Origin of the sequence: Pseudoalteromonas simplex (assembly GCF_015278155.1) — a bacterium.
Lineage (GTDB): Bacteria > Pseudomonadota > Gammaproteobacteria > Enterobacterales > Alteromonadaceae > Pseudoalteromonas > Pseudoalteromonas simplex.
Map to the genome: position 1 here is coordinate 12,436 of NZ_JADILN010000018.1, position 22,447 is coordinate 34,882.

Genomic DNA, 22,447 nt, shown 5'->3' on the forward strand with positions numbered 1-22,447 from the left:
TTTGTTAGCAGAGTACACTTTATGAGCGCATTAAAAGCCGAGCGAGGCCTGTTTTCTTACCCTAAGTATTGGGCTGAATGCTATGGCACGGCGCCATTTTTACCAACCACTCGTGCAGAAATGGACGCGTTAGGCTGGGATAGCTGTGACGTGATCATTGTCAGTGGTGATGCGTATGTAGATCACCCAAGTTTCGGTATGGCTGTGATAGGGCGTATGCTTGAGTCACAGGGTTTTCGTGTGGGTATAATTGCACAACCTGATTGGAACTCAAAAGATGCCTTTATGGCGTTAGGTAAGCCTAACTTATTCTTTGGTGTTACAGCGGGTAATATGGACTCGATGATCAACCGTTATACTGCTGAAAAGCGTATGCGTCATGATGATGCTTATACGCCGGGTAACATAGGCGGTAAACGTCCTGACCGTGCGGTAGTTGTATACAGCCAACGCTGTCGCGAAGCTTATAAAGATGTGCCGTTGATCATTGGTGGTATTGAGGCGAGTTTACGCCGTATTGCTCATTATGATTATTGGCAAGAAAAAGTACGCCGTAGTGTATTGTTTGATGCTAAAGCTGACATTTTAATTTACGGTAACGCTGAGCGCCCACTTGTTGAAGTTGCCCACCGTATTGCTGCGGGTGAGTCGGTTGAGACAATTCAAGATATTCGTGGTACTGCGGTTATTCGTAAAGAACCATTACCGGGTTGGCGCGGTAGTGACTCAACTGCAATTGATAAAATCGGTAAGATTGATCCAATTCCAAACCCGTATGGCGCAGATGATGTGGGTTGTAGTAAGTCTGAATTTAAGCAAGCGGGGATCGATTTAAGTGCCGAGGCGGCTAAACCAATCACGATTCAGCCTGCTCGCCCTAAGCCATGGGAAAAGACCTACGTTAAGCTGCCTGCGTATGAGCAAGTAAGTGTGAATAAACCGCTTTATGCTCACGCCTCGCGTATTTTGCACCAAGAAACAAACCCAGGTTGTGCGCGTGCGTTATTTCAACGCCATGGCGACCGCTCTATTTGGGTAAATCCGCCTGCATTTCCGCTTGAAACTGAAGAAATGGATGGCGTATTTGGTTTGCCATATCAGCGTATTCCGCACCCAAGCTACGGCGATGAAAAAATCCCAGCTTATGAAATGATTAAAACCTCGGTGAACATCATGCGAGGCTGCTTTGGTGGTTGTTCTTTCTGTTCAATAACAGAACATGAAGGACGTATTATTCAAAGCCGTTCTGAGCAATCAATTATTGATGAAATTGAGCAAATTCGTGACAGAGTACCGGGCTTCACTGGGGTTATTTCTGACTTAGGCGGACCGACCGCGAATATGTATAAGTTGCGCTGTAAGAGCAAAAAGGCAGAGAGCACGTGTCGTCGTTTATCATGTGTTTATCCTGATATCTGTAAGCACATGGACACGGATCACACCCCAACGATTGAGCTTTATAAAAAAGCTCGAGATGTAAAAGGTGTGAAGAAAATCTTGATCGCGTCTGGCGTACGTTATGACTTAGCCGTAGAAGACCCTCGCTACGTAAAAGAGTTGGTTACCCATCACGTAGGCGGGTACTTAAAAATTGCCCCTGAGCACACTGAAGATGGTCCATTGTCTAAGATGATGAAGCCGGGCATGGGAGCTTACGATAAGTTTAAAGAGCTATTTGATAAATACTCAAAAGAAGCGGGTAAAAAGCAGTATTTGATCCCGTATTTTATTTCTGCTCACCCAGGAACGAAAGACGAAGACATGGTGAATATGGCGCTATGGTTAAAGGCTCATGACTTTAAGCTTGATCAAGTACAAAACTTTTATCCATCGCCGATGGCCAATGCAACCACAATTTATCACACTGAGATGAACTCGCTGCGCAATATTAAGAACAATACTGAGCAAGTGCCTGTTCCAAAAGGCGCACGCCAGCGTCGCTTACACAAAGCGATTTTACGATACCACGATCCTGCTGGTTGGCCGATGATCCGTGAAGCACTAAGAAAAATGGGCAAAGCAAATTTAATTGGTAAAGGGCCGAATTGTTTGGTTCCTGAAGAAGGTCGAAACGAGAAAACTGCTAAAGGTAAGGGCGGTAAAGGCCGTGCAGCACTGACTCGTCATACCGGTTTTAGCCAGTTTAAAAAGGCCAATACCAAACCTAGAGTAGGTAAAAATAAGCAGCGTGCAAAGTAAAAGATATAAATACGGCCCTTAAAGGGCCGTTTTTATTTATACCAATTCGCTTAATTAAGTATTATTGTGAATTGGTATCAGATCAATAGCCAGGTTGCGGTGCCTAAAAAGGCAAAGATACCGACAATATCCGTCACTGTTGTCAGTACCACACTGCCGGCGAGGGCAGGGTCAATTTTCATTTTCTTAAGAATTAATGGAATGCTTGCACCTGCAATACCAGCGGCAACAAGATTCATAAACATTGCAAAGGCCAGCACTGCGCCGAGTTTAAAGTCCCACTGCCATAGGGCAACCACACCAGCAATTAATATCGACCAAATAATGCCATTCAGTGCGCCAATTGCTAACTCCTTAAGTAATAAGAAGCGTTGGTTGGTTTGGTTGATATGACCAACCGCTATACCACGAATAACCAGAGTTAGGGTTTGGCTACCCGCAACACCCCCCATTGAAGGGACGATACCATTGAGTACCGCTAAAATAGGCAAGATTGCTAAGGTGTTTTCGAAAAAGCTTGCCACAATGGCTGCTAACAATGCGGTTAATAAGTTAACCCCAAGCCAAATAGAGCGACGCTGCGAACTTTTTAGCACTGGCGCAAAGGTATCTTCTTCGTCGTCAAGACCAGCGAGGCTTAGCATGCTGTGCTCTGCATCTTCACGGATTACGTCAACGATATCATCGATGGTAATACGACCAAGCAAGTGAGCGTTATCATCCACAACAGGGGCTGAAATCCAGTTGTGACGCTCGAACAGTTGCGCTACATCACTTTCATCCATAGAGATTAGGATTGACTCACAGTCTTCATCCATTAAATCACGAACAATTTTATCTGAAGGACTGGTCAGCAATGTAGTTAATGAAAGCGCGCCTAAAAAGCAGTTATGCTTATCAACTACATATAAGTCATCGGTACCCTCTGGTAGCTCACCTCGTAAGCGTAAATAGCGTAAAACTACATCTAGGGTAACATCTGGACGAATGGTTACCGTATCGCTGTTCATCAGGGCACCGGCTGAGCGCTCTTGATAAGAAAGCGCTTGAGTTGCCCTTTCTCTATCTTGCGAGTCCATTGCGCTAACAACGTCTTGATATACGGTATCAGGAAGACTACGTAAAACCTCACCTAAGTCATCGTCGTCCATATCTTCTGTAGCAGCAGCAATGTGCTCAGGCTCCATCTGGGCAATAATGCCAAGACGTACATCTTCAGAGAGTTCCTCTAGAACATCACCACGGACATCTGGGTCAACCAGCTGCCAAAGCATACGACGAATTTTATGGGGAGAAGACTCAAGTAAAAGGGCTGTATCACAAGGTGCCGTTTTGGCTAACATGCCGCGCACTTGAACAAATTGACCACTATTGAGTGACTTGGTCACTTGTTTGAGTTGTTGTAGTGGGTAATCTTGTTCAAAGGCTTCTGGCATTGGCGTCCTTACAACTGAAAAAAGTTTAAATAGGCTATGCAAATACAGCATAGTTGCTTTGTAGTGTATTTGCAGAGATATCGTCGCACTGCGATAAATTTATTAAGAGTTTTGTAATTTAGAAAAGCGAGCGATATAAAAGTAGGATATTTAAAGGGAATTTTAAATATCCGAAGTAAGTTTACCGTAAACCTTGAAGTCTTAGCAAATGCTATTCTTGCTCGTGAAAGCGTTGCGCAATTAATTCGCCGATTGCCGTTAATGCAGCGTCAGCGTCAGGACCTTCGCATACAACACGAACCTCTTTTCCTTGACTACTTTCAAGGAGCATTAACGCTAACACGCTGTCGCCTTCAGCTTCTTTCTCATCTTGAAAAAGTGTAATTTTGGCATCAAATTGCAGTGCTAGTTGCGCTAAAACAGTCGCAGCGCGAGCATGTAAGCCAAGTTTGTTTTGAATTAAAAAGGTATCTTCAGCGTGCATTGTTGGTGCCTAGTTAGATATCTTGTTCGCGGTGGCGAATTTTTACATTAGCATGAGTTTTAGAAAAGCTTTCACCAATTGTTTGCGCTAAGTAAACAGAACGGTGTTGGCCTCCTGTACAACCAATTGCAATGGTTAGGTAACTGCGGTTGTTGCGCTCTAGATGTGGCAACCAAGTCTGTACAAAGGTTTGAATCTGCCAAGTGAACTTTTGCACTATGCTGTGGCTAGCTAAATAATCCCTGACAGGCTGATCGAGGCCGGTTAGTGGCTTTAAATCAGGCTCCCAGTGTGGGTTCGGTAAAAAGCGTGCATCAAAAACGTAGTCAGCTTCTTTTGGAATGCCATGCTTAAAACCAAACGACATAAACGTAATAATCAGTTTTTTATCTTTCTTACCTAAAATCTTTTCACGAATTGATTCTGCTAACTGATGAACACTCAAATCAGTGGTATCAATCATAAAGTCAGCGCGGGTGATCAGCACATCAAGCAGGATTTTTTCTTGTTTAATGGCAAGATCAAGCGGTAAAGAATCAATCGATAATGGATGCAAACGGCGAGTTTCAGAAAAGCGCTTAATTAGGGTTTGGTCATCACTATCTAGGTAGAATAGTGTTGGGTTTGCAAAACCTGGCAGGTACTCAAGAATATCATTAAACTCTTGCTGCTCTTTCGGTAAGTTACGTACGTCGATACTGACGGCAATTTTGTCATAATTATCAGAAACACTTCGCACGAGCGAAGGCAGTAGGTTGACAGGAATATTATCAACACAGTAGTAGCCTAAGTCTTCAAGAACTCGTAAAGCGACCGATTTCCCCGAGCCTGAGCGACCGCTGATAATTATTAATTCCATTTATGCCTCTGATGCAATTACTTGAAATAGTTGCTGATCGCTTGTAGCACTTCGCAACTGTTTACAAAAATCTTTATCTTTAAGTCTATCAGCAATTGTTGACAAGGTCTTCAAGTGCAACTGGCAATCGCCATCTGGTACGATGAGTGCCACAAAAATATCAACGGGACGATTGTCTATCGCATCAAAATTGATGGGAGATTCACTGACAATAATAAATGCATGAGGTTCATCAGCACCACTCATTCGACCGTGGGGAATAGCTATTCCTCGGCCGATACCTGTACTACCTAACTTTTCCCTGTTCAGAAAAGCATCTAGGATATCTTGTTGAGATAAATGAGGAAACTGCTGGTGAGCTAACTCGCTAATATACTCAAGAATTCTTTTTTTGCTATTAAAAAGGACCGCAGCTTTGCTGCAGTCCTGATTAGTAAGTGAACTAAGTTTCATAATTTAATGTCGAGCTAATTTCTCTTTATGCTTAATGACTTGGCGATCAAGTTTATCGATCAATGAGTCAATTGCTGCGTACATATCTTGATGTTCTGTAGAAGCGAACAACTCGCCTCCGTTTACATGTAAAGTTGCTTCTGCTTTTTGGCTTAATTTTTCTACATCTAAAATGACATGAACATTATTAATATGATCAAAATGCCTTTCTAGTTTTGCGAACTTAGTGTTTACATAGTCTCTTAATGAATCAGTGACTTCTACGTGACGACCAGTTAAATTTAGTTGCATAAGCATTTTCCTTCTATGTAAAACGTCTAAATCAGACTTTTACGCTGATTAGACGGAGGTATTGCTAGAGACTCACGATATTTTGCAATTGTACGTCTAGCTACTTTAATTCCTTGCTCAGCCAATATATCTGCAATTTTGCTATCACTCAATGGTTTAACCGAGTTTTCTGCAGCAACTAACTTCTTGATTAAAGCGCGAATTGCTGTAGAAGAACACTCACCACCATTTTCGGTGCTGACATGGCTTGAGAAGAAATATTTCAACTCAAAAATTCCCCTTGGGGTATGCATATATTTTTGTGTTGTAACCCGAGAAATCGTCGATTCATGCATTTCGACCATTTCAGCGACATCGTTTAGCACCATTGGCTTCATTGCTTCTGGGCCATGTTCAAAGAAAGCTTGCTGTTGTTGCACGATACAGTTGGTCACTTTTAGTAAAGTATCGTTACGGCTTTCTAAGCTCTTAATAAACCACTTTGCTTCTTGTAAGTGAGAACGAATAAATTGGCTGTCGCTACTTGATTTAACAGAGCGAGACATCGCTGCATATTGGCTATTCACTCTAATTTTTGGCATACAATCTGGGTTTAACTCGACTACCCAGCGGCCTTTCACTTTTTTCACTGATACATCGGGTATGACGTACTCAGATTCTTCGCGTACTATGCTATCCGCAGGCTTAGGATTTAAGCTGTGAATGAGCGTCATCACTTCTTTAAGCTCGTTTTCTTTAAGCTTAGTCTTTTTCATTAAAGTGCGATAGTCGCGACTTGCTAATAATTCGATATGCTCAGATAAAACCATTTTAGTTTCAGCTAAATATGGCGTATTGGCATCGAATTGACGAAGTTGTATACACAGGCACTCTTGTAAACTTCGCGCGCCGATACCAACTGGATCGAATAACTGTATTCTTTTTAAGACAGCTTCAACTTCATCGAGTTCGATTTCTTCTTCATCATTATTTTGATTAAAGCTTTCGACAATATCTTCGCAGCTAACCGTTAAAATACCTGAGTCATCGATAGCTTCAACGATGGCAACGGCAATCGCTTCATCGGTAGGACTAAATGGTGTGAGCTGTAGTTGCCACATTAAATATTCTTGCAGTGTTTCTGTTGAAGCACCTTGGTAAATAGACTCGTCTTCAGGCATTGGCCCAGACGATGTTGATGGGGCGGCACTCATGTACTCATCCCACGTAACATCCATAGCTAAGTCATCGCTAACCGTATCCTTACTCAGAGCATCACTGCTTTCTTGCTCGAATTCGCTAGGTGCTTCGTCGGCAGACGCGCTGACTTGTACATCGTCAGACTCCGCTTTTTGCTCATTCTTACCGATGCTTTCTTCGTTGTAATCCGCTTCTTCCACTTCAAGCAGAGGATTACTATCAAGCGCTTCTTGAATTTCTTGCTGGAGATCCAATGTACTGAGCTGCAACAAGCGAATGGCTTGTTGCAGTTGTGGAGTCATTGTAAGTTGCTGGCCCATGCGCAGCTGTAATGATTGCCTCATGTATCCCTAACAATCCTTTTTAAGTTATCGGTAACGGTGAAGACACTGTTATCGATTTATTGTCATTGTATAAGTCTAGCAGATGCTCTAGTCGGTGGCGTAATGGTTACAGCCTGAATTGCTCGCCTAGATAAACATCACGTACAGTTTGGTCAGCTAATACGTGCTCAGGTGTCCCTGATGCAATTAGCTCCCCATGAGAAACAATGTAGGCTTTTTCACAAACATCAAGGGTTTCTCGAACATTATGGTCAGTAATAAGTACACCAATACCACGATTTTTTAGGTGCTCAATAATTTTCTTTATATCTAACACCGAAATAGGATCAACACCAGCAAAAGGCTCATCTAAAAGGATAAATTTAGGATTAGCGGCTAATGCACGTGCAATTTCAACGCGGCGTCGTTCACCACCTGACAGTGCCATACCTTGGCTATCGCGAATATGTTGAATGCTAAATTCATCTAATAAGTTGTTAAGCGTCTCTTCGCGCGTTGTTTTGTTAAGATCTTTGCGGGTCTCTAATATGGCCATCAAGTTTTGGTAAACTGTTAATTTTCGAAAAATAGACGACTCTTGTGGTAGATAACCAATACCTAAGCGCGCACGGCTGTGCATTGGCAAAAGCGTGATATCGTTATCATCGATGCTTATTTTTCCTTTGTCGCTTGGTACGAGCCCTACAATCATATAGAAGGTCGTTGTTTTACCTGCACCATTTGGCCCTAACAAGCCAACAATACTGCCCGCTTCAACTTCAAGACCGACATTTTTAACCACTTGGCGGCCTTTGTAGCTTTTAGCTAAAAGCTCTGCTTTTAATGTGCTCATGGTTGGCCTTTATCGTCTTTTTTATTTTCTACAGGCACTAAAATAGTGTGTACACGATCTGTTGAGTTTTCGTCTTTTTCTGCGCTGATCAGCTGTTGAGCCATATCATAGGTAATGCTTTTTGCCGTTACTTTTTGACCCGCTTGAGTGACTTCAGCTTCGCCATTGAGTGTTAAGAAGCGTTTCGCAACATCATAACGAACTTCTTCGGCGCTGGCGCTCATCACGGTGCCATCAGCTTGCTTTTCTTCGAAGTAAGCTGGTTTGCCTGTAGCGATAATTAATTCGACTGTACCTTCGGTGTCACCGCCATGTGCCTCAAGTCGCTCTGCTGTAATGCGACGATCACCATGCACGATCTCTACGTTACCTTCGAATATGCCAACGCCATCTTTTAGTTTACCGACTTGGCGATCTGAGCTAATGCTAATTTGAGCGCCTGTTTGCTCGGCAGCTGCGCCCGAAAAGGCAATCAATAAGCTTGGGATCAGGAGTAATTTCTTCAGTTTATTGGTCATAGTATATGGTTCGTGTATGGTTAGTTAACTCAACAATTTCGGCTTTTAAATCGGCTTTTAAGCCTTTACCGGTAATTTTTAAATTCGGTCCTGTTAGTGTTACAGGTTGCTTTGAAAACATCGTCATTTTATCAATGTCGACATTAATATTTTCTGCTTTTATATCTTCGATCATACCGTTATGGGTTAAGTTTTTAGCAACTACATCCCCTTCAAAAATCAGCTGATCATTTTCGTATAAAGTAGCTTCTTTGGCTCTTACTTGCCAAACTTGCTGATCGCTATAAATAGTAAAAATAGGTTGTTCAAAAAAGGTAAACCCTAATTGTTGATACAACTCCATTTTTGCAGCTGCCACTTTATGACTAATTTTACCTTGCTCGTCATAAGCTGTTTGCTTTAGAGCAACGGCAGTGTAATCAGGCGTTGCGATGATCTCGTCTTCACTAGTTATTGTATCAGTTGACAGGTTAAAGTACGGGTACCATAACCACACCATGCAACAGACAAAAACAATACTCAGTAAAATACGGGCTATATTCATGCGCTGGTTCCATCGCTAGTTAACGGCTTGCCGTTTTCTAACATCAGTAAATCAGTTAATTCACGCACAGCTCCAAAGCCACCCGGTAATAATGTGGTGTAATGAGCCAGCTTCTTGATAAGCGGGTGTGCATCGTTTACTGCGACAGCAAAGCCAACTTTTTCCATAACTGGTAAGTCTGGACCATCATCACCAATATAGGCAATCTGTTTATCTGTCAGCCCCAGTTTATCCTTTAACTCTTGATAAGCAATCAGCTTATCTTCTTGTCCCTGATAAATGTGCTGAACTGTTAGGCTAGTCATTCGCTGCTGAACTATTTGTGAATGGCGGCCAGTAATCACTGCCACTTCAAAGCCACTATTAATGAGTGCTTTAATACCAAAACCATCTTTAGTATTGAATGCTTTAAGCTCTTCGCCATTATTACCCAAATAAATTCGACCATCAGAAAAAACACCATCAATATCACAGATTAATAGTTTTATTTTTTGAGCACGCTGACTCACATCAGGGCTCAGGGGCTGGTATAGTTCGGCGAATGTCATTGCTTAGAGAACTCCTGCTTTTAATAAGTCTTGCATATTAAGGGCACCAATTGGTGTGTTGCTTTGATCCACCACAATTAAACCATTAATACGTTTATGCTCCATAATATTTAAAGCTTCAGCCGCAAGCATGTCAGGGCGAGCCGTTGTGCATGAACGGGTCATCACTTGGCTAATTGCCGTGTTATGGATATCGATGCGCTGTTCTAAAATACGGCGTAAGTCACCATCAGTGAATAACCCGGCTAACTTTTCATCTGCACCAATCACTGCGGTCATACCAAGGCCCTTGGCTGACATTTCAATCAATGCATCTTTGATGCTTTGGGTTTCGCTAACGATTGGCGTTGCGTCGCCTGCGTGCATCACATCATCTAATGTAAGTAATAAACGTTTACCTAAGCTGCCACCCGGGTGCGAAAGTGCAAAATCGTCGGCAGTAAAACCTCGGGTTTCTAGTAGCGCAACCGCCATTGCATCGCCCATAACCAAGGTTGCAGTGGTGCTTGCCGTTGGGGCAAGGCCTAACGGACACGCTTCTTGGCTAACTTTGATGCACACATGAACATCAGACAGTTTTGCCATTGTTGAGTCTGGGTTGCCTGTTAATGAAATCATTTTTGCGCCAATGCGCTTAATAACAGGGATAATACTGAGTACTTCGCTGGTCTCACCTGAATTTGAAATACACATCACCACATCGTCGCGGGTGATCATTCCTAAATCACCGTGGCTAGCTTCGCCAGGATGAACAAAAAATGCCGGAGTGCCAGTACTTGCAAGGGTTGCAGCAATTTTATTACCTACATGGCCAGACTTGCCCATACCAATCACAATAATACGACCTGTACATTGGAACATTAATTGGCAAGCATTATCGAAATCTTGATTTATATATTGCTCAATTTCTTGTAAAGCTTGTGCTTCAATTTCGAGTACGCGCTTACCCTGCGCGATAAAGCTAGGTTGTGTCATTAATTATCCTACTTGGCTGAAAATATAGCCCTGATATGCAATAAATGCGACTAACAGTAAGCCACCTTCTACTCTATTGATACGACGAGCACCTTTAAAGTTCAATGACATGGCAATCAATACAACGGTTGCTGCAATCATGATAAGTGCATCGCGGTTTGCCGCAGAAGGGTCAATAATTGAAGGGTTGATAATACCCGCAAGAGGTAATACGGCGAGTAAATTGAAAATGTTTGAGCCAACGATATTACCAAGCGCTAAATCGTCTTCGTTTTTTAATACCCCTGCAATACAGGCTGCCAGCTCTGGTAAGCTGGTGCCAATAGCAATTATGGTTAAGCCTATTACAAGGTCTGATAGACCAAAATATTTTGCGATATCAACGGCTGATTCAACTAAAAAGTGTGAACTGACTGGTAATAAAATCATGCCGATGATTAACCAAAATATGGCTGATTTAGTGCTGACATCGTTCGGAACATCTTCACATGCTTCGCTGACAAATGGGTCATCTTGGTTTTTAGCACGCAGAGACACAATAACTAAGCCACCAATGAACACCGCAAAGGCAATCATCAATGCAATGCCTTCAGCGAACGAAAAATAGTTATCAGAGAACACATACCAAGCGGCTACAGAGATTAATAGCACCAGCGGCATTTCGCGTTTAAGTGTCATTGAAGATACTGAAAGGGGGCGCAGTAAAGCTGTGACACCAAGTACAAGTAAGATGTTAGTAATGTTAGAGCCGACCGCATTTCCTACCGCAGTATCTGTTTTATCAGCAAGTGCTGCCGATGCAGATACCATCATTTCAGGCGCAGATGAGCCCATAGCAACAACAGTTAAACCAATTATTAGGGTGGGGATCCCCATATTTTTTGCCAGTGCAGCCGCCCCATAAACAAACCGATCGGCACTCCAAACGAGTGCAGCAAAGCCAATAATTAAAATGACAAAAGAAGTCACCATTGCGATACGCCAACATTACTTATACAGATGACTGCAAATAGTAACAAAAGCGAACCTGAAAGTATAAGTAAAAGAATGGGCTGGCAAGCATAAAGCGTGCTTGGTAAGGAAACTAAATTTCAGGTGTCGTTAAGCTCTTTACAGCTAGCTTTAGAATTTATTGATAGAAAATATTACAAAATTTTACGATTTGTTTTTTCCATCTTGACTAAAAAACCCTTAAAATGGCAAAACTAGTGAAAAACGTTATGGAGAGCGACTTGTCGCAATCAATAGTAGAAATCAAGGATGTAACCTTTTCACGGGGCGATAGAATCATATATAAAAATATGAGTTTTAACATTCCGAAAGGCAAGATTACCGCTATCATGGGACCGAGCGGCATTGGTAAAACCACCATGTTACGCTTAATTGGCGGTCAGCTGAAGCCTGACTCTGGTGACATTTTATTTGAAGGCAAAAGCATTCCTAGCATGACTCGCAAGGAACTTTACGCCGCCCGTACCAAAATGAGCATGCTGTTCCAAAGCGGCGCTTTATTTACCGATATGTCAGTGTTTGACAATATCGCCTTTCCTTTGCGCGAACATACTCAGCTTAGCGAAGATTTAATCCGCCTTGTTGTTTTAATGAAATTACAAGCTGTTGGTCTGCGTGGTGCACAAGATTTAATGCCGTCTGAGCTTTCAGGTGGTATGGCTCGTCGTGCTGCTTTAGCGCGTTCAATTGCCCTTGATCCAGAACTTATCATGTATGATGAGCCTTTTGCTGGTCAAGATCCTATTTCCATGGGTGTGCTTGTTAAACTTATTAAGTCATTGAATGAGGTGTTAGGTTTATCATCACTGATCGTAACTCATGATGTAACAGAAGTTATGAGTATTGCCGACCACGTGATCATCATTGCTGATCAAGGAGTGATAGGCGAAGGATCACCTGAGCAAATGCAAAACCATGAATCTGAGCTTGTGCAACAGTTCTTAAATGGTTTATCGGATGGCCCTGTGCCATTCCATTTCCCAGCTCCTGCGTATGATGATGAATTACTAGGAGTGCATAATGCTTGATCTATTCCAGAAGTTAGGTCACAAAACGCTAGGGCGCTTTGCCGCGCTTGGTCGTTCTACTCAAATGCTGTTTGGTGCACTCGTTAATGTGCCAAACTTTAAAAAAGGCACACCTTTACTTGTTCGCCAATTATATATGGTGGGCTCGCAATCTCTTTTGATCATCATGGTGTCAGGCCTATTTATCGGTATGGTGCTCGCTCTGCAAGGTTACACCGTATTAGTAGGCTATGGTGCTGAAGATAGCTTAGGACCCTTAGTGGCATTGAGCTTATTACGTGAGTTAGGCCCTGTAGTAACAGCATTACTGTTTGCTGGTCGCGCGGGTAGTGCGCTTACTGCTGAAATTGGGTTAATGAAAGCGACTGAACAATTATCAAGTTTAGAAATGATGGCGATCGATCCACTTAAACGCATTATTGCACCGCGTTTTTGGGCTGGTTTTATCAGTATGCCATTGCTTGCACTAATATTTTCTGCGGTTGCTATTATTGGCGCTCATTTAGTGGGTGTTGATTGGCTTGGTGTTGACTCAGGAAGCTTCTGGTCAATCATGCAAGCGCAAGTGTCGTTTCAACAAGATATTGTGAACGGCATGATTAAGAGTTTTGTATTCGCCATGATTGTGACTTGGATTGCACTTTACAAAGGCTATGACTGTGTTCCTACATCTGAGGGGATCAGTAAGGCCACAACAGAAACCGTTGTGCACTCGTCATTGGCAGTATTAGGTTTTGACTTTATTTTAACAGCGGTAATGTTTACCAGCTAATTAGGGTATTAAGATGAATTCACGGAAATTAGAAATATTAGTTGGCTTTTTTGTAGCCCTTGGTATCGCTGCATTTGCATTATTAGCATTTAAAGTTGCGAATGCTGGCATTAGTGGGAGTGGTGAAACTTACCAACTTAACGCAAAGTTTGAGAATATTGGTTCTTTAAAAGCAAGAGCGCCTATCAAAGTAGGTGGTGTGGTTGTTGGTCGAGTTGAATCTATTTTTATCCATCCAAAAGAGTTTGTGCCGGTGGTTAATATGGCGATTGATGCTAATTACTTATGTAAGTTTTCAGACACCACATCAATCTCTATTTTAACGTCAGGTATTTTAGGTGAACAGTATTTAGGTATTAACCCTGTTATTGCCCCAGAATCTGCTGAGCAGCGTTGTATGGGCAATGAAGTGACAGTTAATGAACAAGATGCTGGCTTAGATGAGCTGTTTGGTGTTGAAAGTAAGGCTCTTGCCAATGGTGACTACATTACCGACACAAAATCAGCATTAGTTTTAGAAGAATTGATAGGTCAGTTCTTATTCAACCAAGGAAGTGAATAATTATGTTTAAGAAGTTTTTAGTATGTTTGGGCATGCTGTTGACGTTAAATGTCAATGCAGCTGATGCAAATATTGATTTAAAAGATCCTTATAAAATGGTGCGTAAAGTATCTGATCATACGTTTGCGCGTATTTCTAAAGATCAGCCTCTAATTGCGAAAGATAAAGAGCATTTACGCGTTATCGTTGAAGAAGAGCTGATGCCTTACATAGACTACAAATATGCTGCACTGCGCGTATTAGGTAATCATGTATCAAAGGTGCGCGCTATCGAAGATAAAGAAGAAAAAGCGAAAGCAATTAAAGAGTTGCAGCGCTTTATTGATGTATTTCAAAAATATTTAATCGCCACTTACGCTGGCGTGTTTACACAGTACACTAATCAAAGCGTTGAGTTCGCACCTGCGCAGCCTTTCAAAGGCCAAGATGTCGTAGTAGTGAAAACAAAAATTGTTGAGCCGGGTAAGCCAGATATTAAAATCGATTTTAAGGTACGCGAGGATCGTGATGGTGATTGGCGAGCCTATGACATGATTGCGGAAGGTATTAGCTTATTAGATGCTAAACAAAGTGAATTACAAGGTATTTTACGCCAACAAGGTATAGAATATGTGAGTGATTTATTGGAGCAGAAGAGCCAGTTGCCAGTTCAGTTCAGAGGTGAAGGTGGCAATGAGTAAAGTCGAGATTACTCAACTTGAAGAGAACCAGTTTCGAGTCAGTGGCGAACTGACTCGAAATTCAATTGGTCGTGAACGGCTTCTGAACGTTAAGCCAGATACTAAGCATAAAACATGGTATTTTGACCTTTCTGGGCTTTCTAGGGTTGACACGGCGGGCTTAGCTTGGTTAATTCACTCTTTCGCAGAATTAAAGCAGCAAGGCATTCACCTTGAACTGCAAAATAGCCCTGAGCAATTGCAAAACTTAATGCAGTTGGGTCAGGTCACAAACTTATTTGAGTGAGATTTATGGAAACGAGCCAAGTCGAAACGTTATTACGCGACGAATTAAAACTAGATGAAGTGATTGTTAAAGCAAATGGTAGCCACTACGAAGTGATTGCTGTTGGTGAGTGTTTTGATGGTTTATCTCGCGTGAAGAAGCAACAGTTGGTTTATGCTCCGTTAATGTCAACAATCTCAGACGGTACAATCCACGCTGTATCTATCAAAGCGTTCACACCGACTGAATGGAAACGCGAACAAAAATTTATTTTACCTCAATAGTCGCAGGGCCTCCTAATGGATCAATTTGTTATTCAAGGTGGCACCTCGCTGGCAGGTGAAGTCACTATTTCTGGCGCTAAAAATGCCGCTCTTCCAATTCTTTTTGCTGCGCTTTTAGGGCAGGGCAAAAGTACCTTTAGTAATGTTCCTCGTTTACGCGATATCGGCACCACAGAAGCCTTGTTAAAAACGCTGGGTGCAAATGTCGAATGGCAGCAAGACAAACTAATCATTGATGGTGCGACGGTTGATAAAACGCTTGCACCGTACGAGCTGGTAAAGCAAATGCGTGCCTCTGTGCTTGCATTAGGCCCTTTAGTTGCCCGTTTTGGCCAAGCGCAAGTATCACTGCCAGGTGGTTGTGCGATTGGTGCCCGCCCAGTTGATATCCATATTCAAGGCCTCGAGCGCATGGGCGCTATCATCAAGGTTGAAAATGGTTATATCAACGCTAAGGTTGATGGTCGCTTAAAAGGTGCTGAAATCTTTATGGAGATGGTCAGTGTTGGCGCAACAGAAAACTTACTAATGGCAGCAACGCTGGCTGATGGTAAAACTGTACTTGAAAATGCCGCTCGCGAACCTGAAATTACCGATCTTGCTAATTGCTTAATTGCGATGGGTGCGAAGATCAGCGGTGCAGGCACTAGCCGTATCGAAATTGAAGGGGTTGAGTCACTATCGGGTTGTGAGTACAGCATTCTTCCTGATCGCATTGAAACAGGTACCTTCTTGGTTGCGGCGGCAATGGCTGGCGGTGAAGTGCTTTGTAAAAATACAGACCACCATAGTCTTGATCCTGTGATTGAAAAACTACGCGCTACCAATGCCTTGGTTGAAGTCACTGATAACAGCATTTATCTTGATATGCGTGGCCGCGAATTAAAAGCAGTTAATATTAAGACTATGCCACACCCGGGTTTCCCTACCGATATGCAAGCGCAGTTTACAGCTTTAAATGTGGTAGCGAAAGGCAGTGCAACCATCACAGAAACGATTTTTGAAAACCGTTTTATGCACGTACCAGAGTTACAGCGTATGGGCGCAAACATTCGCTTAGAAGGTAATACGGCAATTTGTGGGGATACAGAAAGCCTATCAGGCGCGCAAGTGATGGCAACTGATTTACGTGCTTCAGCGAGCCTTATTTTGACAGGGATCGTTGCTCAAGGTGAGACTATTGTTGACCGCATCTATCACGTAGACCGTGGTTATCAACGCATTGAAGATAAGCTGAGTGCGCTAGGTGCTAATATCAAGCGCCGTTCAAGCTAATCGCTAAGACTTCCAAAAAAGGCCTAACAAGTGTTAGGCCTTTTTTGTATCTGTATTACCTAAGTAACTACTGCTCGTCTTCGAGTTCTGCAACAGTCACCATTACTTTTAAGATTTTGCCATTGCGATATACTTCAAACTCAAGTTCTTTTCCTGGCTCTGTATTGGCCAGTTTCTCGAGCACTTGTTGTGGGTTTGCTACTGCAATACCGCCAATTTTAACTACAATATCTGTTTCTCTAATACCTGCTTTCCAGGCTGGGCCAAATGGATCAAGTTGAGAAATACGCATACCTGCAACAGGCGTAAAGTTATCGCTAACATCTTTACCTGTACTATCAATGCCGGTGCCACTAAAGCCTAAATAGCCACGTACGACACGGCCATGCTTTATTAGTTTATCCATCACATCTTTGGCAATCGAGTAAGGCACCGCAAAGAAAATACCCTGAATATCGAGATTTTCATGAGTTTTAAATTGTGCCGAGGTAATACCGACTAAGTCACCTCTTGAATTGACTAACGCGCCACCTGAGTTGCCCACGTTAATCGCAGCATCCATCTGTAATAGGCTGCTGTAAGGGCTATCGATTAAGTTTTGTTTACCCGTCGCACTGATAATACCTTGGGTAATGGTTTGACCTAAGTTAAGCGGGTTACCTATCGCTAAAACAACATCACCTACACGTGGTTTAAATTTATCGTTCACTGGAATCTTTGGTAAATGCTCAGCGCTGATCTTTAACAGTGCTAAATCTGTTTGAGTATCAAAACCAATCACTTGTACATCATAAAAACGACGGCCATCAGCGAGTGTAACGATAATGAGATCGGCATTTTTGATTACATGGTAGTTAGTCAAGATATAGCCGTCTTGGGTCATGATCACACCAGAGCCAAGAGCTTGAACGGTGTTTTGACGTTTATAGCGCGGTTGATTGGAAATGCTTTCTGAAAAAATAGTAACAACCGACGGCGCTGCTTTTTGTACTGCATCAGCAAAGCTCATATGTTCAGAGGATATCGCTGCAGGTAAATTCATATCTGGTAACAGTGTGCTACGAAGGCTTGGGCTAAATAAAACCACTAAAAAGGCAATGCCTAAACCAGTGAAAAGCGGTGGAAGGATAAATTTTAAAAGTTTCAGCACAGTATTCTTATTATCAGTGAGCAATCCCTTAATGATGGCACAAAAAAAATAACAGCGGCAAGCACCGCTGTTATTTTTTCATGATTTATCAACTAGGTTTACTGAATAAGTACGAAAATAAGCTCTCTACCTCGTTTAACACCTAGTACGATGTTACCTTTGGTATTTTCGATGATCTTATTCATGTCGCGGATTGTTTCAACGCGTTGACGGTTCACTTGCATGATCACATCACCTTCTTCAAGGCCGACACGAGCAGCTGGAGAACGTGCTTGTACGCCGGTTACTTCAACACCCTTACCATCACTCTTCTGAGTATTTTCTAATGTCGCTCCTTGGAAAGCTGGGTGCGTTTCTTCGCCAGCAGCAGTCGTTGCTGATGCACCATCTAATGTGACATTAACGGTTTTGATTTTGCCATCTCGGTAAATGCCCAGTTTTACTTTTTTGCCTTCGCCAAGGGTAGCAATTTTACTGCGTAATTCATGGAAACCACTAATTTCAGTACCATCAACGCTAATGATTACATCACCCGCTTTGATACCCGCTTTACTTGCTGCTGTATCATCCATTACTTGCATAACGTAAGCGCCTTGTTTTACGTCTAGCTGTTGTGCTTTAGCGAGGCCTGCATCAAGTGGTCGACCTGAAATACCCAGCGAGCCACGACGCACTTCACCGTGCTCGATGATCTGGTCAACAAGGTTTTTCATCATGGTAGATGGAATGGCAAAACCAATCCCCACATTACCACCTGATGCACCTAAGATAGCAGTGTTGATACCAATCAGTTCACCATTAAGGTTCACTAACGCGCCGCCTGAGTTGCCTTGGTTGATAGCTGCATCGGTTTGAATAAAGTCTTCATAGCCCTCTATATTTAAACCGCTACGGCCAAGGGCACTGACGATACCTGATGTTACTGTGTGACTTAGACCAAATGGATTACCAATGGCAACTGCGAAGTCTCCTACACGTAACTGATCTGAATCGGCAATTTTAAGCGCTGTTAAGTCTTCAGCATCAATTTGCAGCAAGGCAATATCTGACTCTTTATCACTACCAATTTTGGTCGCGTCATATTCGCGGCCATCTTCTAAGGTCACCACCATTTTTTCGGCATCTTCGATAACATGGTTATTAGTAACCACGTATCCTTCGTCTGCATCAATGATCACACCTGAGCCTAGGCCACTAAATTCACGCTTTTGACTGCCACCACGAGGAACACCAAAAAAGTCATCAAATGGAGTCGCACGGCGGCGAACTTCTTTGGAGCCTGATACTTGAATGCTCACCACGCCCGGTGTGATTTGCTCAAGCATAGGTGCGAGGGTTGGCAATTGTTGACCATTTACAGCAACAGGAAGTTTTGCCATTGAAATTGCAGGGCTTAATAATAAGCTAGAAGATAAAATAGCAGCACTGATAACAGATAATTTCATTTTCATAGTCTGGGTTTACTCCACTTCAGAGATAAAGCAAAAACTAAAAAGGGCTGCATAAGCAGCCCTTTTCTTGGTTTAGATATAAAGCTGTTATATCTAATGACTATGGGGTCAAAAAAAAGTTCATCAAGAGGCTTTAGAATGTTCTGAAACTTTCTCTGAGCCAGTGAACAAGCCCGTTTCACCAACAACATAGTCAGCAGGCTGAGCTTCAGCACTTGAACGATCGCCTCTGCGGTCTTGTAATGAGTTTTGTAATTGCTCAGTTGTTTCTTTAGAAAAGAACGGCTCATTTGGGTGCTGTTTTTTATCAGCAAGTAGCAGTTTATTTGTTTCTTCTACATGGTTCAGTAGCTGGTCGTAGTTATCTTTCATTTTAGATACTAGCTTACCTGTGCTCGCTAGATGATCAGCTACATCTTGACGATATTGTTCAAGTGCATTGTTAGCTTGCTCGACTTGTTGTTCTAGTTCGTCTTGCTTAAATTGTTTTTTGGTTACAAAAGCACCAATGAAGAATGCTGAAATTGCAACGATGATTAGAATACCTATCCAGGTAATTGTGCCCATAAATCTACCCCTTTGGGAAAAAATAACAAAAACAAATGCTTTAAAAGCATTTATAGTCCAATCATTATTAAAATATGCTTAATTTGATTGTGAAATCATACTGCGGGCTAATATACCCTGAGATACGATGCGTGTTAATATACTGTGCAAATTTAACTGTGTTTTATTGTAACGACCTATGACTCCTTGGCAGAAATACCAACAAGATTTACAACGTGAAGACTTTGTACATGATGCAGCGCAAGAAAATGCAGTGCGCCATTTGCAAAGACTCTATGATGACCTAACGGCAGACAAACCGGCCGCGAAGGGGTGGTTTGCCAAACTATTCTCTAAAGATAGCACGCCAAGTATAAAAGGGCTGTATTTTTGGGGCGGAGTAGGTAGAGGTAAGACCTATTTAGTTGATACGTTCTACGAAGCTTTACCTACTGATCGTAAGATGCGTGTGCACTTTCACCGTTTTATGCATCGCGTGCATGATGAGCTGAAAAAGTTAAAAAATACCAGTAATCCATTAAATGTGGTTGCAGATATCTTTAAATCAGAAACAGATATTATCTGTTTTGATGAATTTTTTGTGCAAGATATCACTGATGCAATGCTGCTAGGTGGTTTGATGGAAGCCTTATTTGAGCGCGGCATTGTGCTGGTAGCTACGTCAAACATCGTGCCTGATGAGCTGTATCGAAACGGTTTGCAACGTGCACGTTTCTTACCAGCAATTGAGTTGGTAAAAGCCAACACCGAAATTGTTAATGTAGACTCGGGGGTTGATTATCGCTTACGTACCCTTGAGCAAGCCGAAATTTTCCATAGTCCGCTTGATAAGCAAGCTGATGATAATTTATTTGAATACTTCGATAAGTTGTCACCTGAGCCGGGTGTGCTCGATAAAGAAATTGAAATTGAAGGGCGGATGATCAAAACCCGTAAAGTGTCTGACTGTATTGCTATGTTTGAGTTTAGTGAACTATGCGAAACAGCCCGCAGCCAAGTTGATTACATGGAAATAAGCCGACTTTATAACACGGTGATTTTGTCGAACGTAAAAGCTCTTGGGCAAGCCAATGATGATGCCGCACGTCGTTTTATCGCGTTAGTGGATGAATTCTACGAGCGTCATGTTACGCTGATTATCTCTGCTGAAAAGCCAATAACCGAGCTATATAGCGAAGGTAACTTAAATTTTGAATTTAAGCGCTGTATTAGCCGACTACAAGAAATGCAATCGTTAGAATACTTAGCAAAAGAGCATTTAGCGTAGTAGAGCTGTCAGCTTTCAGCCGAACGGTGTTGAATGTAAGGCGCGCCAAGCAAGCGTGACGCCTACGATTGATGTAGGCTTGAAATTTATTTCGCGCGCACTTAGCTGATAGCCGATTTTCTCGAATAAAAAACAACCATCATATAGCAATGTGGTTCAAGTGCTGGTATACTCCCGCGTCTGCCACGTTGCGTTCTATTGCCAGATATTAGTTTAGCCTCTAATTGATGGCTCAAAGTCTTAAACTCGAAGGGGTTAAAGCATTCAACTTAGAGCGGTAATTAATAATAATTACCTGTGGTTTTAATTAAAAAACATTGGATTTTAATAAATGAAAACGTTTGTTGCTAAGCCAGAAACAGTAAAACGTGACTGGTACGTAGTTGACGCTGAAGGTAAAACTTTAGGTCGCATCGCTACTGAAATCGCTCGTCGCCTACGCGGTAAGCATAAAGCTGAATACACTCCTCACGTAGATACTGGTGATTACATCATCGTTATCAACGCTGAGAAAGTTACTGTTACTGGTAATAAAGCAAAAGACAAAATGTACCACGCACACACTGGTTTCCCAGGTGGTCTTAAGTCTACTACTTTCGACAAGCTTCAAGCTGCAAAGCCTGAAATGATCATCGAAAAAGCTGTTAAAGGCATGTTGCCACGTGGTCCTTTAGGCCGCGCAATGTACCGTAAACTTAAAGTTTACTCAGGTACTGAGCACAACCATGCTGCACAACAGCCTCAGGTTCTAGACATTTAAGGAGCACTATCATGGCAAATCAATACTACGGTACAGGTCGTCGTAAAAGTTCAAGTGCTCGCGTATTCTTACGCCCAGGCACTGGTAACATCGTAATCAACAAGCGCTCTCTAGAAGAGTACTTCGGTCGTGAGACTGCTCGCATGGTTGTTCGTCAAGCATTAGAGCACGTAGAAATGACTGAAAAGTTTGACCTACACATCACTGTTTCAGGTGGTGGTACAACTGGTCAAGCTGGTGCTATCCGTCACGGTATCACTCGTGCACTTATGGAGTTTGACGAGTCTCTACGTCCTACACTTCGTAAAGCAGGTTTCGTTACACGTGATGCACGTAAAGTTGAGCGTAAGAAAGTGGGTCTTAAGAAAGCACGTAAGCGTCCACAATTCTCAAAACGTTAATATTTACGTTTATCAGAATACCAAAAACCCAGCTCCGGCTGGGTTTTTTGTTTTTGGAGCTGTCAGCTTTCAGACGTCAGTTTTTAGCTGATCGAGAGAGGGCTTAGTTATTTATGTTTTTTAACAATAATAGCTTTACATTGATCTCTCAGGTTTTATATTTTTGATTGATCTGACTCCATAAAAGTAGACACCTTTTTGGAGTCAGTAATCATGAAAGTAAAGTCACAGCGTAGATATTCCCTCGAATTTAAAATAAAAGTCGTTCAAGAGTCGTTAGACACCACAGATACAGTTAAGATGGTCGCTAAT

The 22,447-nt window shown here is 42.3% G+C and carries 26 protein-coding genes; 11 read left to right on the forward strand and 15 right to left on the reverse strand.

Translation table 11 applies throughout. From position 1 onward, the window contains the following. Positions 1-21: 21 nt before the first annotated feature. Complete coding sequence (locus IRQ78_RS19695) at positions 22-2,199, forward strand: YgiQ family radical SAM protein (RefSeq protein WP_187491003.1); 2,178 nt, start codon at positions 22-24, stop codon at positions 2,197-2,199. Between the two features lie 77 nt (positions 2,200-2,276). Here IRQ78_RS19695 and mgtE read toward each other — a convergent pair whose 3' ends face one another. The 12 genes from mgtE to IRQ78_RS19755 all read right to left on the reverse strand — a co-directional run bounded on the left by mgtE (position 2,277) and on the right by IRQ78_RS19755 (position 11,634). Next, a complete protein-coding gene (mgtE, locus tag IRQ78_RS19700) occupies positions 2,277-3,635 on the reverse strand; it encodes a magnesium transporter (RefSeq protein WP_054561109.1) in 1,359 nt (452 codons plus the stop codon). A 211-nt stretch (positions 3,636-3,846) separates the two neighbouring features. Next, positions 3,847-4,119, reverse strand: coding sequence for an HPr family phosphocarrier protein (locus IRQ78_RS19705; RefSeq protein ID WP_054554155.1), 273 nt, complete (start codon positions 4,117-4,119; stop codon positions 3,847-3,849). 13 nt (positions 4,120-4,132) lie between these two features. Next, positions 4,133-4,978, reverse strand: coding sequence for an RNase adapter RapZ (gene rapZ / locus IRQ78_RS19710; protein WP_138601999.1), 846 nt, complete (start codon positions 4,976-4,978; stop codon positions 4,133-4,135). Next, positions 4,979-5,431, reverse strand: coding sequence for a PTS IIA-like nitrogen regulatory protein PtsN (ptsN, locus tag IRQ78_RS19715; protein ID WP_054554157.1), 453 nt, complete (start codon positions 5,429-5,431; stop codon positions 4,979-4,981). Between the two features lie 3 nt (positions 5,432-5,434). Then, on the reverse strand, positions 5,435-5,722 hold the full coding sequence (gene hpf, locus IRQ78_RS19720) for a ribosome hibernation promoting factor (RefSeq protein WP_054554158.1): 288 nt from the start codon (positions 5,720-5,722) through the stop codon (positions 5,435-5,437). Between the two features lie 26 nt (positions 5,723-5,748). Then, entirely contained in the window at positions 5,749-7,245 is a 1,497-nt protein-coding gene (locus tag IRQ78_RS19725) for an RNA polymerase factor sigma-54 (protein ID WP_054554159.1), read from the reverse strand. 106 nt (positions 7,246-7,351) lie between these two features. After that, positions 7,352-8,077, reverse strand: a complete 726-nt coding sequence (gene lptB, locus IRQ78_RS19730) for an LPS export ABC transporter ATP-binding protein (RefSeq protein ID WP_054554160.1) — start codon at positions 8,075-8,077, stop codon at positions 7,352-7,354. Then, positions 8,074-8,595: a lipopolysaccharide transport periplasmic protein LptA gene (lptA, locus tag IRQ78_RS19735; RefSeq protein WP_054554161.1), complete on the reverse strand. Its 522-nt coding sequence runs from the start codon at positions 8,593-8,595 to the stop codon at positions 8,074-8,076. The genes lptB and lptA overlap by 4 nt, the downstream gene beginning before the upstream one ends. Further along, positions 8,585-9,139, reverse strand: coding sequence for an LPS export ABC transporter periplasmic protein LptC (lptC, locus tag IRQ78_RS19740; protein ID WP_194442955.1), 555 nt, complete (start codon positions 9,137-9,139; stop codon positions 8,585-8,587). Before lptC ends, lptA begins: the two co-directional genes overlap by 11 nt. Beyond that, complete coding sequence (gene kdsC, locus IRQ78_RS19745) at positions 9,136-9,687, reverse strand: 3-deoxy-manno-octulosonate-8-phosphatase KdsC (protein ID WP_054554163.1); 552 nt, start codon at positions 9,685-9,687, stop codon at positions 9,136-9,138. The genes lptC and kdsC overlap by 4 nt, the downstream gene beginning before the upstream one ends. A gap of 3 nt (positions 9,688-9,690) precedes the next feature. Beyond that, the gene (locus tag IRQ78_RS19750; protein ID WP_054554164.1) at positions 9,691-10,662 is read right to left on the reverse strand and encodes a KpsF/GutQ family sugar-phosphate isomerase; all 972 of its coding nucleotides are present in this window, start codon (positions 10,660-10,662) and stop codon (positions 9,691-9,693) included. A 3-nt stretch (positions 10,663-10,665) separates the two neighbouring features. Then, a complete protein-coding gene (locus IRQ78_RS19755; RefSeq protein ID WP_054554165.1) occupies positions 10,666-11,634 on the reverse strand; it encodes a calcium/sodium antiporter in 969 nt (322 codons plus the stop codon). Between the two features lie 248 nt (positions 11,635-11,882). Between IRQ78_RS19755 and IRQ78_RS19760 the strand changes: the two genes are divergently transcribed. Genes IRQ78_RS19760 through murA form a run of 7 tightly spaced genes read left to right on the forward strand, consistent with a single transcriptional unit; the run spans position 11,883 to position 16,539 of the window. Continuing rightward, complete coding sequence (locus IRQ78_RS19760) at positions 11,883-12,701, forward strand: ATP-binding cassette domain-containing protein (protein WP_082389312.1); 819 nt, start codon at positions 11,883-11,885, stop codon at positions 12,699-12,701. Continuing rightward, the gene (gene mlaE / locus IRQ78_RS19765; protein ID WP_054554167.1) at positions 12,694-13,473 is read left to right on the forward strand and encodes a lipid asymmetry maintenance ABC transporter permease subunit MlaE; all 780 of its coding nucleotides are present in this window, start codon (positions 12,694-12,696) and stop codon (positions 13,471-13,473) included. Before IRQ78_RS19760 ends, mlaE begins: the two co-directional genes overlap by 8 nt. Before the next feature lie 13 nt (positions 13,474-13,486). After that, a complete protein-coding gene (gene mlaD / locus IRQ78_RS19770) occupies positions 13,487-14,035 on the forward strand; it encodes an outer membrane lipid asymmetry maintenance protein MlaD (protein ID WP_054554168.1) in 549 nt (182 codons plus the stop codon). A gap of 32 nt (positions 14,036-14,067) precedes the next feature. Beyond that, the gene (locus tag IRQ78_RS19775) at positions 14,068-14,715 is read left to right on the forward strand and encodes an MlaC/ttg2D family ABC transporter substrate-binding protein (RefSeq protein WP_371352324.1); all 648 of its coding nucleotides are present in this window, start codon (positions 14,068-14,070) and stop codon (positions 14,713-14,715) included. Then, positions 14,708-15,001: an STAS domain-containing protein gene (locus IRQ78_RS19780; RefSeq protein ID WP_054554170.1), complete on the forward strand. Its 294-nt coding sequence runs from the start codon at positions 14,708-14,710 to the stop codon at positions 14,999-15,001. The genes IRQ78_RS19775 and IRQ78_RS19780 overlap by 8 nt, the downstream gene beginning before the upstream one ends. A 5-nt stretch (positions 15,002-15,006) precedes the next feature. Continuing rightward, positions 15,007-15,264: a BolA family protein gene (locus IRQ78_RS19785; protein WP_054554171.1), complete on the forward strand. Its 258-nt coding sequence runs from the start codon at positions 15,007-15,009 to the stop codon at positions 15,262-15,264. 15 nt (positions 15,265-15,279) lie between these two features. After that, positions 15,280-16,539: a UDP-N-acetylglucosamine 1-carboxyvinyltransferase gene (gene murA / locus IRQ78_RS19790; RefSeq protein ID WP_138602006.1), complete on the forward strand. Its 1,260-nt coding sequence runs from the start codon at positions 15,280-15,282 to the stop codon at positions 16,537-16,539. 67 nt (positions 16,540-16,606) lie between these two features. On the opposite strand, the gene IRQ78_RS19795 is transcribed toward murA, so the two are convergent. From IRQ78_RS19795 to IRQ78_RS19805, 3 genes are all read right to left on the reverse strand, one after another. After that, a complete protein-coding gene (locus IRQ78_RS19795; RefSeq protein WP_166339581.1) occupies positions 16,607-17,689 on the reverse strand; it encodes a trypsin-like peptidase domain-containing protein in 1,083 nt (360 codons plus the stop codon). Between the two features lie 98 nt (positions 17,690-17,787). Further along, complete coding sequence (locus tag IRQ78_RS19800; protein ID WP_138602010.1) at positions 17,788-19,140, reverse strand: Do family serine endopeptidase; 1,353 nt, start codon at positions 19,138-19,140, stop codon at positions 17,788-17,790. A 123-nt stretch (positions 19,141-19,263) separates the two neighbouring features. Beyond that, entirely contained in the window at positions 19,264-19,707 is a 444-nt protein-coding gene (locus IRQ78_RS19805; RefSeq protein WP_055020791.1) for a YhcB family protein, read from the reverse strand. Positions 19,708-19,885: 178 nt separating this feature from the next. Between IRQ78_RS19805 and zapE the strand changes: the two genes are divergently transcribed. The 3 genes from zapE to rpsI all read left to right on the forward strand — a co-directional run bounded on the left by zapE (position 19,886) and on the right by rpsI (position 22,135). Then, the gene (gene zapE / locus IRQ78_RS19810; RefSeq protein WP_054554176.1) at positions 19,886-20,974 is read left to right on the forward strand and encodes a cell division protein ZapE; all 1,089 of its coding nucleotides are present in this window, start codon (positions 19,886-19,888) and stop codon (positions 20,972-20,974) included. 331 nt (positions 20,975-21,305) lie between these two features. After that, the gene (gene rplM, locus IRQ78_RS19815; RefSeq protein ID WP_054554177.1) at positions 21,306-21,734 is read left to right on the forward strand and encodes a 50S ribosomal protein L13; all 429 of its coding nucleotides are present in this window, start codon (positions 21,306-21,308) and stop codon (positions 21,732-21,734) included. A gap of 8 nt (positions 21,735-21,742) precedes the next feature. Next, positions 21,743-22,135, forward strand: coding sequence for a 30S ribosomal protein S9 (rpsI, locus tag IRQ78_RS19820; RefSeq protein WP_095209788.1), 393 nt, complete (start codon positions 21,743-21,745; stop codon positions 22,133-22,135). The last annotated feature ends 312 nt before the right edge of the window (positions 22,136-22,447 follow it).

What these genes read in the sequence shown, in the direction of transcription:
- IRQ78_RS19755 (WP_054554165.1), bottom strand. Translation starts at nt 11,634, where the DNA reads ATGGTGACTTCTTTTGTCATTTTAATTATTGGCTTTGCTGCACTCGTT.
- IRQ78_RS19695 (WP_187491003.1), top strand. Translation starts at nt 22, where the DNA reads ATGAGCGCATTAAAAGCCGAGCGAGGCCTGTTTTCTTACCCTAAGTAT.
- hpf (WP_054554158.1), bottom strand. Translation starts at nt 5,722, where the DNA reads ATGCAACTAAATTTAACTGGTCGTCACGTAGAAGTCACTGATTCATTA.
- rplM (WP_054554177.1), top strand. Translation starts at nt 21,306, where the DNA reads ATGAAAACGTTTGTTGCTAAGCCAGAAACAGTAAAACGTGACTGGTAC.
- IRQ78_RS19785 (WP_054554171.1), top strand. Translation starts at nt 15,007, where the DNA reads ATGGAAACGAGCCAAGTCGAAACGTTATTACGCGACGAATTAAAACTA.
- IRQ78_RS19705 (WP_054554155.1), bottom strand. Translation starts at nt 4,119, where the DNA reads ATGCACGCTGAAGATACCTTTTTAATTCAAAACAAACTTGGCTTACAT.
- IRQ78_RS19780 (WP_054554170.1), top strand. Translation starts at nt 14,708, where the DNA reads ATGAGTAAAGTCGAGATTACTCAACTTGAAGAGAACCAGTTTCGAGTC.
- mgtE (WP_054561109.1), bottom strand. Translation starts at nt 3,635, where the DNA reads ATGCCAGAAGCCTTTGAACAAGATTACCCACTACAACAACTCAAACAA.
- lptC (WP_194442955.1), bottom strand. Translation starts at nt 9,139, where the DNA reads ATGAATATAGCCCGTATTTTACTGAGTATTGTTTTTGTCTGTTGCATG.
- ptsN (WP_054554157.1), bottom strand. Translation starts at nt 5,431, where the DNA reads ATGAAACTTAGTTCACTTACTAATCAGGACTGCAGCAAAGCTGCGGTC.
- mlaD (WP_054554168.1), top strand. Translation starts at nt 13,487, where the DNA reads ATGAATTCACGGAAATTAGAAATATTAGTTGGCTTTTTTGTAGCCCTT.
- IRQ78_RS19805 (WP_055020791.1), bottom strand. Translation starts at nt 19,707, where the DNA reads ATGGGCACAATTACCTGGATAGGTATTCTAATCATCGTTGCAATTTCA.
- IRQ78_RS19750 (WP_054554164.1), bottom strand. Translation starts at nt 10,662, where the DNA reads ATGACACAACCTAGCTTTATCGCGCAGGGTAAGCGCGTACTCGAAATT.
- IRQ78_RS19725 (WP_054554159.1), bottom strand. Translation starts at nt 7,245, where the DNA reads ATGAGGCAATCATTACAGCTGCGCATGGGCCAGCAACTTACAATGACT.
- mlaE (WP_054554167.1), top strand. Translation starts at nt 12,694, where the DNA reads ATGCTTGATCTATTCCAGAAGTTAGGTCACAAAACGCTAGGGCGCTTT.
- rapZ (WP_138601999.1), bottom strand. Translation starts at nt 4,978, where the DNA reads ATGGAATTAATAATTATCAGCGGTCGCTCAGGCTCGGGGAAATCGGTC.
- kdsC (WP_054554163.1), bottom strand. Translation starts at nt 9,687, where the DNA reads ATGACATTCGCCGAACTATACCAGCCCCTGAGCCCTGATGTGAGTCAG.
- IRQ78_RS19760 (WP_082389312.1), top strand. Translation starts at nt 11,883, where the DNA reads ATGGAGAGCGACTTGTCGCAATCAATAGTAGAAATCAAGGATGTAACC.
- zapE (WP_054554176.1), top strand. Translation starts at nt 19,886, where the DNA reads ATGACTCCTTGGCAGAAATACCAACAAGATTTACAACGTGAAGACTTT.
- IRQ78_RS19800 (WP_138602010.1), bottom strand. Translation starts at nt 19,140, where the DNA reads ATGAAAATGAAATTATCTGTTATCAGTGCTGCTATTTTATCTTCTAGC.
- murA (WP_138602006.1), top strand. Translation starts at nt 15,280, where the DNA reads ATGGATCAATTTGTTATTCAAGGTGGCACCTCGCTGGCAGGTGAAGTC.
- lptA (WP_054554161.1), bottom strand. Translation starts at nt 8,595, where the DNA reads ATGACCAATAAACTGAAGAAATTACTCCTGATCCCAAGCTTATTGATT.
- lptB (WP_054554160.1), bottom strand. Translation starts at nt 8,077, where the DNA reads ATGAGCACATTAAAAGCAGAGCTTTTAGCTAAAAGCTACAAAGGCCGC.
- IRQ78_RS19775 (WP_371352324.1), top strand. Translation starts at nt 14,068, where the DNA reads ATGCTGTTGACGTTAAATGTCAATGCAGCTGATGCAAATATTGATTTA.